Origin of the sequence: Aeromicrobium chenweiae (genome assembly GCF_003065605.1) — a bacterium.
In the GTDB taxonomy this organism is placed as follows: domain Bacteria; phylum Actinomycetota; class Actinomycetes; order Propionibacteriales; family Nocardioidaceae; genus Aeromicrobium; species Aeromicrobium chenweiae.
This window is the reverse complement of sequence record NZ_CP026952.1, coordinates 3571702-3585487: the sequence shown is the minus strand read 5'-3', so window position 1 is coordinate 3585487 and position 13786 is coordinate 3571702. Positions and strand designations below refer to the sequence as shown.

General features: G+C 68.9%; 14 protein-coding genes. All 14 read left to right on the top strand.

Going from position 1 to position 13786, the window contains the following annotated elements:
- Nucleotides 1–205: 205 nt before the first annotated feature.
- The 14 genes from C3E78_RS17405 (at nt 206) to C3E78_RS17340 (ending at nt 13749) form a co-directional block, all read left to right on the top strand.
- A complete protein-coding gene (locus C3E78_RS17405; protein ID WP_108580557.1) occupies nt 206–2080 on the top strand; it encodes an anthranilate synthase family protein in 1875 nt (624 codons plus the stop codon).
- Nucleotides 2080–2511, top strand: a complete 432-nt coding sequence (locus C3E78_RS17400) for a DUF3293 domain-containing protein (RefSeq protein WP_108580556.1) — start codon at nt 2080–2082, stop codon at nt 2509–2511. The genes C3E78_RS17405 and C3E78_RS17400 overlap by 1 nt, the downstream gene beginning before the upstream one ends.
- Nucleotides 2508–3197, top strand: coding sequence for an aspartate/glutamate racemase family protein (locus C3E78_RS17395; protein WP_108580555.1), 690 nt, complete (start codon nt 2508–2510; stop codon nt 3195–3197). Before C3E78_RS17400 ends, C3E78_RS17395 begins: the two co-directional genes overlap by 4 nt.
- 183 nt (nt 3198–3380) lie before the next feature.
- Nucleotides 3381–4052: a GntR family transcriptional regulator gene (locus C3E78_RS17390; RefSeq protein WP_108580554.1), complete on the top strand. Its 672-nt coding sequence runs from the start codon at nt 3381–3383 to the stop codon at nt 4050–4052.
- 20 nt (nt 4053–4072) lie between these two features.
- Entirely contained in the window at nt 4073–4963 is an 891-nt protein-coding gene (locus tag C3E78_RS17385) for an isocitrate lyase/PEP mutase family protein (protein ID WP_108580553.1), read from the top strand.
- A complete protein-coding gene (locus tag C3E78_RS17380) occupies nt 4960–6372 on the top strand; it encodes a dihydroorotase (RefSeq protein WP_108580552.1) in 1413 nt (470 codons plus the stop codon). The genes C3E78_RS17385 and C3E78_RS17380 overlap by 4 nt, the downstream gene beginning before the upstream one ends.
- Nucleotides 6369–7040, top strand: coding sequence for an isochorismatase family protein (locus C3E78_RS17375; protein ID WP_108580551.1), 672 nt, complete (start codon nt 6369–6371; stop codon nt 7038–7040). The genes C3E78_RS17380 and C3E78_RS17375 overlap by 4 nt, the downstream gene beginning before the upstream one ends.
- Nucleotides 7037–7360 (top strand): DUF1330 domain-containing protein, encoded by a 324-nt coding sequence (locus C3E78_RS17370; protein WP_108580550.1) that lies wholly within the window; start codon nt 7037–7039, stop codon nt 7358–7360. Before C3E78_RS17375 ends, C3E78_RS17370 begins: the two co-directional genes overlap by 4 nt.
- A gap of 200 nt (nt 7361–7560) precedes the next feature.
- On the top strand, nt 7561–7935 hold the full coding sequence (locus C3E78_RS17365; protein ID WP_108580549.1) for a cupin domain-containing protein: 375 nt from the start codon (nt 7561–7563) through the stop codon (nt 7933–7935).
- A complete protein-coding gene (locus tag C3E78_RS17360) occupies nt 7932–8795 on the top strand; it encodes an MBL fold metallo-hydrolase (protein WP_108580548.1) in 864 nt (287 codons plus the stop codon). The genes C3E78_RS17365 and C3E78_RS17360 overlap by 4 nt, the downstream gene beginning before the upstream one ends.
- A gap of 60 nt (nt 8796–8855) precedes the next feature.
- Nucleotides 8856–9992: a sugar ABC transporter substrate-binding protein gene (locus C3E78_RS17355; RefSeq protein WP_108580547.1), complete on the top strand. Its 1137-nt coding sequence runs from the start codon at nt 8856–8858 to the stop codon at nt 9990–9992.
- Nucleotides 9993–9995: 3 nt separating this feature from the next.
- Nucleotides 9996–11570: a sugar ABC transporter ATP-binding protein gene (locus C3E78_RS17350; protein ID WP_108580546.1), complete on the top strand. Its 1575-nt coding sequence runs from the start codon at nt 9996–9998 to the stop codon at nt 11568–11570.
- Nucleotides 11567–12604, top strand: a complete 1038-nt coding sequence (locus tag C3E78_RS17345; protein WP_108580545.1) for an ABC transporter permease — start codon at nt 11567–11569, stop codon at nt 12602–12604. Before C3E78_RS17350 ends, C3E78_RS17345 begins: the two co-directional genes overlap by 4 nt.
- A gap of 35 nt (nt 12605–12639) precedes the next feature.
- The gene (locus tag C3E78_RS17340; RefSeq protein WP_108580544.1) at nt 12640–13749 is read left to right on the top strand and encodes a Zn-dependent alcohol dehydrogenase; all 1110 of its coding nucleotides are present in this window, start codon (nt 12640–12642) and stop codon (nt 13747–13749) included.
- Nucleotides 13750–13786 lie beyond the last annotated feature (37 nt).

Sequence of the window (13786 nt, the reverse complement as noted above, 5' to 3'; positions counted from 1 at the left end):
GGTCGAAGTCTGGCAGCCGAGCCGCGATGACGGTCGGGGCCCTGCGATAGGCTTCCCGGCATGACAGCCCGACACCTCACCTGGTGGCGCCACCCCTGACGGTGGCCTGTCGACATTCTGCCCAGACCGCCTCATGGCCGGCTCTGGGCATCGTTGTTTCTGCAGCCCTCGCCCCGCCGGTCGAGACTTTCACGAAGGAACTGAGATGACCTCCCTCGACGAGCTCCTCGCTCAACCGGCTTTCGCGCTGATCCGCGTGCGCGACTCCGACACCGTGACCCTCGTCGGCGGGCCGCGCACCGACCTGGAGCAGCTGGCCGACATCCCGCTCCGCGCAGGGGTCGAGCGGTCCTGGGACCACCTCGTCCTCGTCCCGTACGCGCAGGTGCGCGAGCGCGGCTTCGAGGCGCACCAGGACGGCACGCCGCTCTCGGCCATCGAGGTCGTCCACAGCGCCGAGGTGCCCGTCGAGGAGCTGTTGTCCCTGCTGCCCGACGTCCCGGTCGAGTTCACCGACCGCGGCGGCTTCGAGACGTCCGACGAGGCGTACGCCGGCATCGTCCGCCAGATCATCGACGACGAGATCGGCCAGGGCGAGGGAGCCAACCTGGTGATCGGCCGCCACTACCGCGCGCAGGTCGCCGACTGGGGGCACGAGCGGGCGCTGACCGTGTTCCGCCGCCTGCTCGAGCGCGAGCGGGGCGCCTTCTGGACGTTCCTCATCTTCACCGGCGACCGCTACCTGATCGGTGCGTCGCCGGAACGGCACGTGAGCCTGGAGGCGGGTCAGGTGCGCATGAACCCCATCAGCGGCACGTTCCGCATGCGCGGCCTGGAGACCCACGCGGAGAAGAAGCGCGAGCTGCTGAAGTTCCTCGAGGACGAGAAGGAGATCTACGAGCTGTTCATGGTCGTGGACGAGGAGCTCAAGATGATGTGCGACATCTGCCACGAGGGCGGGCTCGTGCTGGGGCCGTACCTCAAGCCGATGACGCACCTGGTCCACACAGAGTACCTCCTGGCCGGACGCACCCATCGCGACGTCCGTGAGGTGCTGCGCGACTCGATGTTCGCCGCGACCGTCACCGGCAGCCCGGTCGAGAACGCGTGCCGGCTGATCAAGCAGTACGAGCCCGAGGGGCGCGGCTACTACGCCTCCGTCGCCGCCCTCATCGGCCGCGACGACGACGGTGCACCGATGGCCGACGCGCCGATCCTCATCCGGACGGCCGACGTCGACCTCGACGGCAACCTCAAGGTCACCGCGGGGGCGACGCTCGTGCGCGACTCCGACGCCGAGTACGAGACGACCGAGACGTGGGCCAAGGCCTCGGGCATCCTCAGCGCGTTCGGCCTGGTCGAGTCCGCGCCTGAGCCGGTCGAGGGATTCGACGCGTTCACCCGCGAGGACGAGGTCATCATCGCCCTCGGCTCGCGCAACCAGCGGCTCAGCCAGTTCTGGCTCACCGACCAGTCGGGGGCCGCTCCGGTGCCGTCGCTGACCGGCAAGCGGGTCGTCGTCGTCGACGGCGAGGACGACTTCGTCAACATGCTCTCCCACGTGTTCGGCGTGCTGGGCATGTCTACCGACATCATCCGTCACGACGCTCCCGCGCTCCGCGAGCCGGGCGCGCTGGACGGCTACGACCTCGTGGTCGTGGGTCCCGGCCCCGGCGACCCCCGCGACGTCACGGATCCCAAGATGGCGGCGCTGCACGGGGTCGTCTCCGACCTGCTCGCGGCCGAGCGTCCGTTCCTCGCGGTGTGCCTCGGGCACCAGACCCTGAGCCACCAGATCGGCCTCGACCTGGTCTTCAAGGACATCGTCTTCCAGGGGACGCAGAGCCGTCTGGTCGTGCGCGGTCGCGAGGAGACGGTCGGCTTCTACAACACGTTCGTCGCGCGGGTGCCGGAGTCCGGCCTGCCCGAGGGCGTCTCGGTCGAGACCGATCCGGCGACGGGCGACGTCCACCTGGTCTCGGGCCCGCACTACCGCGGCGTCCAGTTCCACGCCGAGTCGATCCTGACCCAGAACGGCTTCGGGATCCTGCGCGACCTCGTGATGGACCTGGTCGGCTGATGGCCACCGACCTGATGCGCGAGTACGAGCGCACCCGGTACGTCGTGCTGGACGATCTCGGCACGGCCCGCGCGACGGTCGGCATCGGTGAGACGTCGGCGGAGATCGACGCGGTCCTGGCCGACTACGGCTCGGCCGGCGGAGTGTTCATCACCGCCTGGAACCCCCGCAGCGAGCCGCTCGACCAGGACAGCAACGACGAGGCCAACGACCGCATGGAGGCCGACCTCAGCGAGATCGGCTGCGTGATCCTGCCGCACATCGGCGTGGGCTACGACCCGGAGTGGGAGCCCGAGCACGGCTTCTTCGCCCTCGACCTCGGTGAGCGCGAGGCGGTCGAGCTCGCGACGGCGTACGGGCAGAACGCGATCGTGGTCATCGAGCGCGGCGGTCCGGCCCGTCTGGTCATCACCCCGGTGATGGACCCGTGAGGACCATCGGCCTGATCGGCGGGATGAGCTGGGTCAGCACGGTCGAGTACTACCGCCTGATGAACGAGTCCGTCGCGGCTCGGCTGGGCGGGCTGCACTCGGCGCGGATCCTGCTGGAGTCGGTCGACTTCGCGGACATCGAGCGGCTCAAGCTCGCGGACCGCTGGGACCTGGTGGCCGACCACCTCGCGGCTGCGGGACGCCGGTTGGAGGCGGCCGGAGCCGATCTCGTCGTCCTGTGCACCAACACGATGCACCACGTGGCCGCCGAGATCGAGTCGGCGATCACGGTCCCGTTCGTCCACATCGCCGACACCACTGCGGAGGCGATCGGCACGGCCGGCCTATGCCGGGTCGGGCTGCTCGGGACGGCGTTCACGATGGAGCAGTCGTTCTACGTCGACCGGGTGGCGACCCACGGCATCGAGGTGCTGGTGCCGCCCGAGGACGATCGGACCCGCATCAGCGCGATCGTCTACGACGAGCTGTGCCACGACGTCATGACCGCGGAGTCGAAGGCCTTCTACCTCGCCGCGACCGACCGCCTCGTGGCTCGCGGCGCCGAGGGCATCATCCTGGGCTGCACCGAGATCGAGCTGCTGATCGGCGCGGCCGACCTCGAGGTGCCGGTCTTCCCCACGACGGCGCTGCACGTCGAGGCCGCCGTCGACCTCGCCCTGTCCTAGCGGCCCGGCACCGGGCTCCCCGCCGGTCGGGGAGTTCTTGGTCACACGTCTTCTCGTAAACTGTTGACAGTTGACAGAGCGCGGCCGCACAATGAGATGGCGCGAGATGTCCGGGCAGCGTGCCCGGCGGCGAGAATCAGTCAGACTGTCTGCGAAACCTGCCCACAACCGTGAGGAACTCCAGTGAGTGATGTCACCGGGACTGAGCTGAGCCGCGACGCGACCTTCTCCCACCGCACCGAGACCCTGATCCGCGAGATGATCCTGTCGGGGACGGTCGCCCCGGGCGAACGCCTCAACGAGGTCGCACTGGCCTCCTCGCTCGGCATCAGCCGGGGTCCGCTGCGCGAGGCGATCCAGCACCTCGCCGGCGAGGGACTGCTCACGATGGTCAGTCATCGCGGTGCCTTCGTCCGCACGTTCGAGCCGCGCGAGCTCGACGAGCTCTACGACATGCGCTCGGCGTTCGAGATGTACGCCGCGCGCCTCGTGTGCCGGCGCGCGACCGACGAGCAGATCGCCGAGCTGGACGCATTCGTCTCCGAGACCGCCGAGGCGATGTCGTCCGAGGCCGACGGCCGCTATCCCGCGGACCGCGACTTCCACCGCCGCCTCCTGGGACTCTCCGGCAACGCGACCCTCGAACGCGCGGCCCTCGAGACCCAGGCCCAGATCGTCCTGGCCCGCTCCATGTCCGCCAAGGCGCCCGTGCGCGCCAAGGAGGCACTCGGCGAGCACGCAGACATCGTGGCTGCTCTGCAGTCGCGCTCACCCGACGAGGCAGCCCGCCTCGTGAACGAACACCTTGACCGCGCCAGGCGCAGCGCCCTTGCTGCGCTCGGCTTCGACGACTAGTCCCGAAGGGGAATCACACCATGACGACACCGCAACGGCTGCGTGAGCTGATCAGCCGGGAGGGCGGGCCGATGCTCCTGCCCGGAGCTCCCAACGCGCTCACCGCTCGCGTGATCGAGCAGGCCGGCTTCGAGGCGGTCTACGTCTCGGGAGCAGGACTGACGAACACCTACCTCGGGATGCCGGACCTCGGCCTGCTGTCGGTCAGCGAGCTCGTCGGCCACGTGGCGGCCATGGCGGACGCCGTCTCCATCCCGCTGGTGGTCGACGCGGACACCGGCTTCGGCAACGCCCTCAACGTGCAGCGCACCGTACGACAGCTCGAGCGAGCGGGCGCCGCGGCGATCCAGCTCGAGGACCAGGTCAGCCCCAAGAAGTGCGGCCACTTCGCGGGCAAGGGCGTCATCTCGCAGGACGAGATGGTGGGCAAGGTCCGAGCCGCGGTGGACGCGCGACTCGACGACGACCTGCTGGTCATCGCGCGCACGGACGCTTTGTCGACCGAGGGGCTCGAGGCCGCGTGCGACCGCGCCGCGGCCTACGCCGAGGCCGGCGCAGACGTCCTGTTCGTCGAGGCCCCCCGGACCCGCGAGCAGATGGACTACATCATCCGCAACGTGCCGGGACTCCACATGGCCAACATGGTCGAGGGTGGACTCACCCCGCTCATGACGCGCGACGAGCTGGGCGAGCTCGGCTTCTCCGTCGCCCTCTACGCGAACGCCGCGATGCGCGGCGCCGTCGCAGGCATGCGCCAGGTCATGGACCACCTGGCCGAGCACGGCGACACCAAGGACGCCGGCGATCTCATGATCACCTGGGCGGACCGCCAGGCGCTCGTGCGCAAGCCCGAGTTCGACGAGCTCGACCGACGCTACGCGGCGGACGTCACGACAGGAGACATGGCATGACGGTTCACGACACCCGCCTGGCCGGCGGACGGGTCTTCCTGCACGGCTCGGGCCTCGAGGACGTCGACCTGCTCATCAACGACGGGCTCGTCTCGGGCATCGTCTCGCGGGACTCGGACGCCCAGGCGCGCGAGGTCGTCCAGCTGGACGGCAAGCTCGTGCTGCCCGGCGCGATCGACCCGCACGTGCACCTCGGCAAGGACATCCGCGTGCCGAAGGACCCGGACGACGCCCGTCTGGAGACGGCGTCCGCGGCGGCCGGAGGCATCACCTCGATGCTCGTCTACCTGATGAGCGGCGAGCCCTACGAGACCGTGGTCCCGGGCGCGCAGGCCGTGATGGAGGCCGACTCCTACGTCGACTTCGGCTTCCACATCTGCGTCGGCACCGACGACCACGTGCACGACATCCCCGCGTACATGCGCGAGTTCGGCATCTCGAGCTTCAAGTTCTTCATGAACTTCAAGGGCGAGGAGGGCGCGTACCTGGGCCTGCCGGGCAACGACGACGGCTACATGTACGACGTGCTCGGCATGGCCGCCGACAACGGCGCGATGATCAACCCGCACCCCGAGAACATCGAGCTGGTGTGGAAGCTCAAGAACCGGCCGATCGACGAGTCGCGCGGACCGCTCAGTGCCTGGAACCAGTCCCGCCCCTCGTTCGTCGAGGCCGAGGCCGTCCAGCGCGTGGCGTACATGGCACAGATCACCGGCGCATCGGTCTACGCGGTGCACACGAGCAGCCGGCTCGCGCTGGAGGCCATGGAGCGCCAGCGCCGGTCGTACGAGAACCTCTTCATCGAGACGTGCACCCAGTACCTGACCCTCACGACCGACGCGGACTGCGGGACGTACGGCAAGGTCAACCCCCCGATCCGCGAGCGTGACGACCTCGAGGCGCTCTGGGTCGCCCTGGCCGAGGGCAAGGTCGACACGGTCGGTTCGGACCACAACGCGCGTCACCGCTCCTTCAAGGAGAAGGACGTGTGGAGCGCGTCGGCCGGCTTCCCCGGCACCGGCGGCGTCCTGCCCCTGACCCTCAGCGAGGGCCTGCGTCGCGGCGTCCCGCTCGAGCGGCTCGTCGACGCGACGTCGACCCGCTCGGCGAAGCTCTTCGGCATGTACCCGCAGAAGGGCACGATCCGGGTGGGCTCCGACGCCGACCTGGCGGTCGTCGACCTGGACGGCAGCTACGTCATCAACGCGGCCACCCAGCACTCGGGCGCCGACTACACCCCCTGGGAGGGCACCGAGGTGCCCCTCAGCATCGTCCACACGATCGTGCGGGGCCAGTTCGCCCTGCGCGACGGCCAGCTGGCCGAGACCACGACCGGCCGTTACCTGCGCCGCGAGCACAGCGGCGCAGTGGCGCTGGCCGCGGCAGAGCACGAAGGAGAGCCCTCATGAGCGAGATCATCGACGACCTGACCAAGGAGCGCTACGACGCCGCCGGCTTCGGCCGACCGGTGGGCCTCGGGAAGCGCCCTGCGCTGCTCATCATCGACGTGCAGTACCGGACGACCGGCACCCAGCCGGTGCCGTTCGACGAGGCGCTCGAGGAGTTCACGACGAGCTGCGGCGAGGTCGCCTGGGACGCGGTCGCGAACATCTCCCAGCTCCTCACGCTGTTCCGCGCCAAGGGCTGGCCCGTGCTGTACCCCTACGTCGCGCCGAAGAAGGCGTTCGACGCCGGCGCCCTGGGCGCCAAGGTGCCCGGGATCATGGACATCCCCGACAAGGGCTACGAGTTCCACCCGGACATCGCACCGCTGGAGGGCGAGATCCTGCTGCCCAAGCGGCACCCGAGCGCGTTCTTCGGCACCCCGCTGCTGAGCTACCTCGTCCAGGCCGGCGTCGACTCGCTCGTCGTGACCGGCTGCTCGACGTCCGGATGCGTCCGCGGCAGCGCGGTGGACGCGTTCTCGTACAACTACAAGGTCGCCGTGCCGTCGGACGCGGTCTACGACCGCAGCCCGCTGGTGCACGAGGTCAACCTGTTCGACATGGGGCAGAAGTACGCCGACGTGTCGACCACGGCGGACCTGATCGGCTCGCTCGAGACGATCGCGTCATGACGTCGGGCCAGGGCGCGGGCTACATCGTCGCGGAGGTCACGGTTCGTGACCACGAGACGTACGAGCAGTACGTCGAGCGCAGCGGTCCCGTGCTGGAGAAGTACGGGGCGCGCCTGCTCGCCCACGCGTTCGCCGCGAACGGCGAGCTCGTGGTCCGCGAGGGTGGTCGCGAGTTCGAGCGGCTCGTCCTCGTCGAGTTCGAGAGCCTCGACCGGGTGACGGAGTTCTACGACTCGGCCGACTACCAGGCCGTCGTCGGCCTGCGGCACGACTCCGCGACCTCGCACGTCTACCACCTGCAGGGCGTGCCGGGCGCCTAGAGCCGGCACCTCCTGTCCCCCGCAGGAGATGTCGCCGCGACCCCGTCGACCGGACCGCCCCCGCGGTTCATCGGCGGGGTCGTTGGCATCCCACGGCGTGACCTTTGTCGTAACATAACGTTTACTGAAAACTGTTGACAGTTTGCAGTTGACGAATATAGCGTGATCCGGGTCATAGTTCGCCGACGGAAGCAGGACGCATGTACGTCACCGCGTGGGATCAGCTGCCCGAGGTCGAGGGGCTGCCCAACAACTTCCGGCGGGCAGCCGCCGGCCGCGAGATGGGCGTCAACCACATCCGCTGGGTCCACCCGACCGAGCTGCCGCCGCACACGCACGAGGACGCCGAGCAGGCCATCGTGATGCTGAGCGGCGAGATCGCCTTCACGATCGACGGCACCGACATGACGCTCCGCGCCGGCGACGTCGCGATCGTGCCCCGCGGCGCGGTCCACGGCGGTCACAGCATCGACGGCGAGGCCGCCTTCGTCGAGGTGTTCGCGCCCCTGCGCCTCGAGAACCTCGTCGGCTTCCTCGGTGGACCGTCGATGCCCAACCAGGAGGACCCCGCATGACCCTTCAGCAGATCACGTCCCGCGTCCACGTCGAGACCGCCCACCTCGGCAGCAACAACTCGATCATCGTCGGCGACGAGCAGCTGATCCTCGTCGACTCACCGCACCGTCCGACCGACGCGATGCAGTGGAACAAGACCGTCTCGGCGTTCGGTGAGACCCGGTTCATCGTCAACACCGACCACCACCCCGACCACACGATCGGCAACTTCTGGATGGGCGGCGACGTCGTCGCGCACCGCGGCACCCGCGAGCGGCTGCTGACCGACGCCCCCACCGACGAGTACCTGCGGGACCTCTTCGCGCGCATCGACCCCGACGCGGTCGCGCTCGTCGACGACTACTCCGTCCGCGTCCCGAACGTCGTGTTCAGCGAGGAGCTCGACCTCCACGTCCCCGGCGCGAGCCTCGAGCTGACGTTCCGCCCGGGCCACACCGCCAACAGCCTGCTCGCCTGGTTCCCCCAGGACGCGGTCATCTTCACCGGTGACATCGTGTGCGAGGCCGGCCTCCCGTCGTTCCAGGACTCGCGCCTCGCGAACTGGTTCGACGCGATCGACGCCGTCGCGGAGCACGACTTCGAGTACCTGGTTCCCGGACACGGCGACGTCGCCGACCGCGCGGTGGTCGACCACTACCGCGCGCTCGGTCGCGAGGTCGTGTCGCAGGTCGCCTCCGCGATCGCGGCAGGCCACACCCGTGATCAGGCGTGCGACGAGATCCGGTTCGAGGACAACATCCACGTCGACACGGACGAGTACGTCGGCTACCCCGACTCCCTCGTCGAGATGTTCCAGCGTCGATCGATCGCCCGGATCTACGACGACCTGGTCGAAGATCCCTCTCTCGCGAACCGATAGCGGTCCCTTCAGGCGCACCGAAGCACATCACCTGCCCCACCCCCACACATTGGAGTACTGATGAAGACCAAGAAGATCTCGGCAGTAGCGGCCGGCGTGGCCGCGCTGCTCGTGCTCGGAGCCTGCGGCGGCTCGTCCGACAGCGGATCCGGAGGCGCTGGCGACTCCGCCAAGGCCGAGGCCGCCAAGACCAAGGTCGAGGAGGCCAAGGCCGTCCCCAGCTCCGACGACCTCGGCGCCCCGATCGACGTCTCGTCCCTCAAGGGCAAGACGATCTACTCGATCCCGATCGACAGCAAGGCCGAGTTCTACTCGGTCGGCGAGAAGGCCATGAAGAAGGTCGCGGCCGAGGCCGGGATCAAGTTCGTGACCTTCCCGTCCGACGGCACGCAGACGTCGTTCCAGCAGGGCATCCAGCAGGCCATCAACGCGAAGGCCGGCGCGATCATGCTGAACGGCCCGCTCGCGGAGACCCTCGGCCCGCAGATCGACGCGGCCAAGAAGGCCGGCATCCCCGTGATCCCGCTCCACCTCAGCGACAGCGAGGGTGAGGGCACCCCGGGCCTGGAGTACGAGGCCTTCGCGCCGTTCAACCAGGCCGCCCGGCTGTTCACGCAGTACGCGATCGCGAACCTCGAGGGCCAGCCGGTCAACGCGCTGATCATCCAGTCGTCCGAGACCGGACCGGCCGCCGGCATGGTCAAGACGATGAAGGAGACCCTGAAGTCCGACGGCCCCGACGGCTCGAAGGCCACGGTCATCAACGTGCCGGTCTCGCAGTGGTCCACCCAGATCCAGGGACAGGTGCAGTCCGCCCTGCTGAAGGACCCGAAGATCAACGCGGTCCTGCCGATGTACGACAACATGGCGCTCTACGCGGCTCCCGGCATCAAGCAGGCCGCGCCGACGCGTGACATCAAGATCTACACGTTCAACGGCACGCCCGCGATCCTGAAGATGGTCAAGGACGGCTCCGTCGCGGTCAACGTGGCCGAGAACCCGGACTGGGTCGCCTACGTCAACATCGACGTCGCGTTCCGCGCGATGCTCGGCGAGGACCCGATCAAGGGCGAGACCGGACCGCTGCGTCTGATCGATGCGTCCAACGTCGGCGAGACCGGCAACCCGCCGCAGAGCGGCAAGGGATTCGGCAACGAGTACCCGGACGCGTTCCTCAAGCTGTGGGGCCTCAAGTAGCCCATGACCAATCCAAGCTCGACCGTCGAGAGCAGCGGGGCGGCAACGCCCGCCCCGCTGCTCCGGGTCACGAACCTTCAGAAGGCCTTCAACGGCGTGCCCGCCCTGCGTGGCGTGGACATCGACGTCCGTCCCGGTGAGGTGCACGGACTCCTGGGCGCCAACGGCAGCGGCAAGTCCACCATGATCAAGGTGCTGGCCGGCTTCCACGACGCCGACGGCGGGCAGGTCAGCATCCACGGCCGTGAGCTGCGCAGCCCCTTCGGGCCGCGCGGACTGCGGGACGAGGGCATGGGCTTCGTGCACCAGGACCTGGGACTGGCTCCGGCCGGCACGGTCCTGGAGCACATGGCCCTTGACGCCTTCGGCGACGCCCGCTCCCTGCGCCGGGTCGACTGGGCGGCCGAGCGCCGTCGCGTCAACGACCTCATCGAGCGCTTCGAGGTGGGCGTCGACGTCGACGCGACGATCGACATGCTGACGCCGGTCCAGCGCGCCATGGTGGCCGTGGTCCGCGCGGTGGGTGGCCAGGAGCGGAGCAACGACACAAACCGTCAGGGACAGATCCTCGTCCTCGACGAGCCGACGGTGTTCCTGCCGAGGCACGAGGTCGGGCTGCTGTTCGACCTGCTGGCCCGCCTGCGGGCCAACGGCGATGCCGTGCTGCTTGTCAGCCACGACCTCGACGAGATCCTGCAGGTCACCGACCGGGTGACGGTCTTCCGCAACGGCGAGACCGCCGGCACCCGCGCAACCGCAGGTGCGACCCGCGACGACCTGGTGCAGCTCATCCTGGGTGCGCGCGACGAGCACGTGGCGAAGGGCGCCGCCGTCATCCGTGACGACCGGCCCCCGCTGCTGTCGGCTCGTGGGCTGACCGGGAACCGCATCGACGACCTGGACCTGGATCTGTACGCGGGTGAGGTCGTCGGCATCACCGGGCTGGCCGGTTCCGGCTTCGAGGAGCTCCCCGAGCTCCTCTACGGGGCGCGGCGTGCCCGCGCCGGCGAGATCCGCCAGAACGGCGAGGCCGTGACCCGGCCGAAGCCGATCGGGTCGATGCGCCGCGGCGTCATCCTCATCCCCGCGGACCGCAAGGGCCAGGGCGGCGTGCTCGGCCTGACGGTCAAGGAGAACATGTCGCTGCCCTTCCTGACCGATCGTGCGAAGGGCTTCGCCGTGGACTGGAAGGCCCTCGCGGTGCAGGCGCAGGAGGCCTGCGACCGGCTCAACGTCGTGCCGCCCAACCCGGATGCCCAGTTCGGGCACCTGAGCGGTGGCAACCAGCAGAAGGCGCTGCTGGGCAAGTGGATGGACACGTCGCCCAGCGTCATGCTCCTGAGCGAGCCGACCCAGGGCGTCGACATCGGCGCCCGCCGCGAGATCTTCAAGCTCATCCGGGCCGCGGTCGCGGAGGGCATGACGGTCCTGTGCGCCACGTCCGACTACGAGCAGCTCGTCGAGATGGCCGACCGCGTGATCGTGCTCGACCAGGGCCGCGTCCGGGCCGAGCTCCACGGGGACGACATCACCAAGGACGCCCTCGCGTCCGCCGTCTATGCAGAGGAAGCGTCATGACCACGACCACGCCGGCATCGCCGGCCACCAAGAAGTCCAAGCGCAGCGGCCGCAAGCGCGCCTCCGAGCCCGAGAGGTTCGCCCTCCTCGGTGTCTGGGCGGTGCTGTTCCTCGTGTTCGCGCTGCTCCAGCCGGACACGTTCCCGACCTCGGCCAACATCTCCAACATGCTCGGCTCGCAGGCCGTGCTGCTGGTCCTCGCACTGGGTCTCATCGTCCCGCTGCGTGCGGGCGACTACGACCTGTCGGTCGCCTCGACCCTCAACCTGTCGGCCGTCGTCGTGGCGGTGCTCAACGTCAACGAGGGCTGGAACATCTGGACCGCGGTCATCGCGGCGATCGTCGCGAGCATGTTCGTGGGCGTCGTCAACGGCTTCGTCATCACGCGGTTCGACATCGACCCGTTCATCGTGACGCTCGGCATCGGCACCGTCGTGCAGGGCATCATCTACTGGATCTCGAACTCGGTGACGATCACCGGTGTCGACCGCCAGCTGTCCGACACGATGCTGACGCAGCCGTTCTTGTCGATCCCGCTCGACTTCTACTACGCGCTCGCCCTGTGCCTGGTCGTCTGGTACGTCTTCGACCACACCGCGTTCGGGCAGCGACTGCTGTTCGCCGGTCAGAGCCGCGACGTCGCGCGCCTCAACGGCGTCAACGTCTCGGGCCTGCGCTGGACGTCGATGATCATCTCCGGCGGTGTCGCCGGCGTCGCCGGTGTCATCTACGCCGGCACGACCGCCAGCGCCGACCCCACGTCGGGCCAGGCGTTCATGCTGCCCGCGTTCGCGGCCTGCTTCCTCGGCTCGACGGTGCTCAAGATCGGGCGCTTCAACCCCTGGGGAACCCTGATCGCCGTGTACTTCCTGGTCACCGGCATCACCGGCCTCCAGCTCATGGGCGCCCAGCAGTACGTCCAGCAGCTCTTCTACGGCGGCGCGCTCGTCATCGCCGTCATCTTGTCCAAGCTCGTCAAGAGCCGCGGCGAACGCCGTCGTCGAGCCGACGTACGGCCCGACGTCGCGGCCTAGCAAGACCCCCCAGACCACTCATGAAAGGCAACACCATGAAGACACGCGCAGCCGTCATCCACCGTCTCAACGAGGAGTGGAAGGTCCAGGAGCTCGACCTCCAGGAGCCCGGTGACAACGAGGTCCGCATCAAGGTCATGGCCAGTGGCCTGTGCCACTCCGACGACCACTTCGTGACCGGCGACATCGCGGTCGACCTGCCGATGGTCGGTGGCCACGAGGGCGCCGGCATCGTCGAGGCCGTCGGCTCGAAGGTCACCAAGGTCAAGGTCGGCGACCACGTCTCGACGCTGTTCATCCCGGCCTGCGGCCAGTGCGAGTACTGCGCCCGCGGCATGCAGTACATCTGCAACAACGGTGCCGGCATGGAGACCGGCATGGGCATGGACGGCACCGCGCGCTTCCACGACGCCGACGGCAACGCGGTCGGTGGCGTCACGCGCCTGGGCACCTTCTCGAACTACCTCGTGTGCCACGAGATGCAGACGGTCAAGCTGCCCGAGGACATCCCGTTCGAGCTGGCCTGCCTCGCCTCGTGCGGCGTGGCGACCGGATTCGGTGCGGCCGTCAACGGTGGCGTCAAGCCCGGCGACGTCGTGCTCGTCCTGGGTCTCGGCGGCGTCGGTGCCAACGCGGTGCAGGGTGCCAAGCACGCGGGCGCCGACCACATCATCGTGATCGAGCCCGTCGTGGCCAAGCACGACCAGGCCGCGGTCTTCGGCGCGACCGAGACGTACGCGTCCATCCCCGAGGCGCAGTCGCGCATCGACCACCTGACCAACGGCCAGGGCGTCAACGTCGCGATCATCACGGTCGGCCGCGTCGACGGCAACATCATCGGCGACGCGTTCCGCGCGGTCGGCAAGTCCGGCACGTGCGTGCTCGTCTCGGTCGGTCAGTCCGACGAGGGCATCGCGATCAACCCGCAGGACTTCACCAACTTCGCCAAGCACTTCCAGGGCGTCATGTACGGCAACTGCAACCCGACCGCCGACATCCCCCAGCTGCTGCAGATGTACAAGGACGGCACGCTCAAGCTCGACGAGCTCGTGACCCGCCGCTACAAGCTCGACGAGATCAACGAGGCCGTCGCCGACATGCACGCGGGACGCAACATCCGCGGCGTCGTCATCCACGAGCACTGAGCCCCCACCGGCTCCGCTCCGCTTCCCCCGTCCTACT

Excerpts from the sequence above, each read along its gene's own strand:
- C3E78_RS17375 (WP_108580551.1), top strand. The coding sequence starts at position 6,369 with ATGAGCGAGATCATCGACGACCTGACCAAGGAGCGCTACGACGCCGCC.
- C3E78_RS17350 (WP_108580546.1), top strand. The coding sequence starts at position 9,996 with ATGACCAATCCAAGCTCGACCGTCGAGAGCAGCGGGGCGGCAACGCCC.
- C3E78_RS17355 (WP_108580547.1), top strand. The coding sequence starts at position 8,856 with ATGAAGACCAAGAAGATCTCGGCAGTAGCGGCCGGCGTGGCCGCGCTG.
- C3E78_RS17360 (WP_108580548.1), top strand. The coding sequence starts at position 7,932 with ATGACCCTTCAGCAGATCACGTCCCGCGTCCACGTCGAGACCGCCCAC.
- C3E78_RS17345 (WP_108580545.1), top strand. The coding sequence starts at position 11,567 with ATGACCACGACCACGCCGGCATCGCCGGCCACCAAGAAGTCCAAGCGC.
- C3E78_RS17365 (WP_108580549.1), top strand. The coding sequence starts at position 7,561 with ATGTACGTCACCGCGTGGGATCAGCTGCCCGAGGTCGAGGGGCTGCCC.
- C3E78_RS17340 (WP_108580544.1), top strand. The coding sequence starts at position 12,640 with ATGAAGACACGCGCAGCCGTCATCCACCGTCTCAACGAGGAGTGGAAG.
- C3E78_RS17405 (WP_108580557.1), top strand. The coding sequence starts at position 206 with ATGACCTCCCTCGACGAGCTCCTCGCTCAACCGGCTTTCGCGCTGATC.
- C3E78_RS17370 (WP_108580550.1), top strand. The coding sequence starts at position 7,037 with ATGACGTCGGGCCAGGGCGCGGGCTACATCGTCGCGGAGGTCACGGTT.
- C3E78_RS17380 (WP_108580552.1), top strand. The coding sequence starts at position 4,960 with ATGACGGTTCACGACACCCGCCTGGCCGGCGGACGGGTCTTCCTGCAC.
- C3E78_RS17400 (WP_108580556.1), top strand. The coding sequence starts at position 2,080 with ATGGCCACCGACCTGATGCGCGAGTACGAGCGCACCCGGTACGTCGTG.
- C3E78_RS17385 (WP_108580553.1), top strand. The coding sequence starts at position 4,073 with ATGACGACACCGCAACGGCTGCGTGAGCTGATCAGCCGGGAGGGCGGG.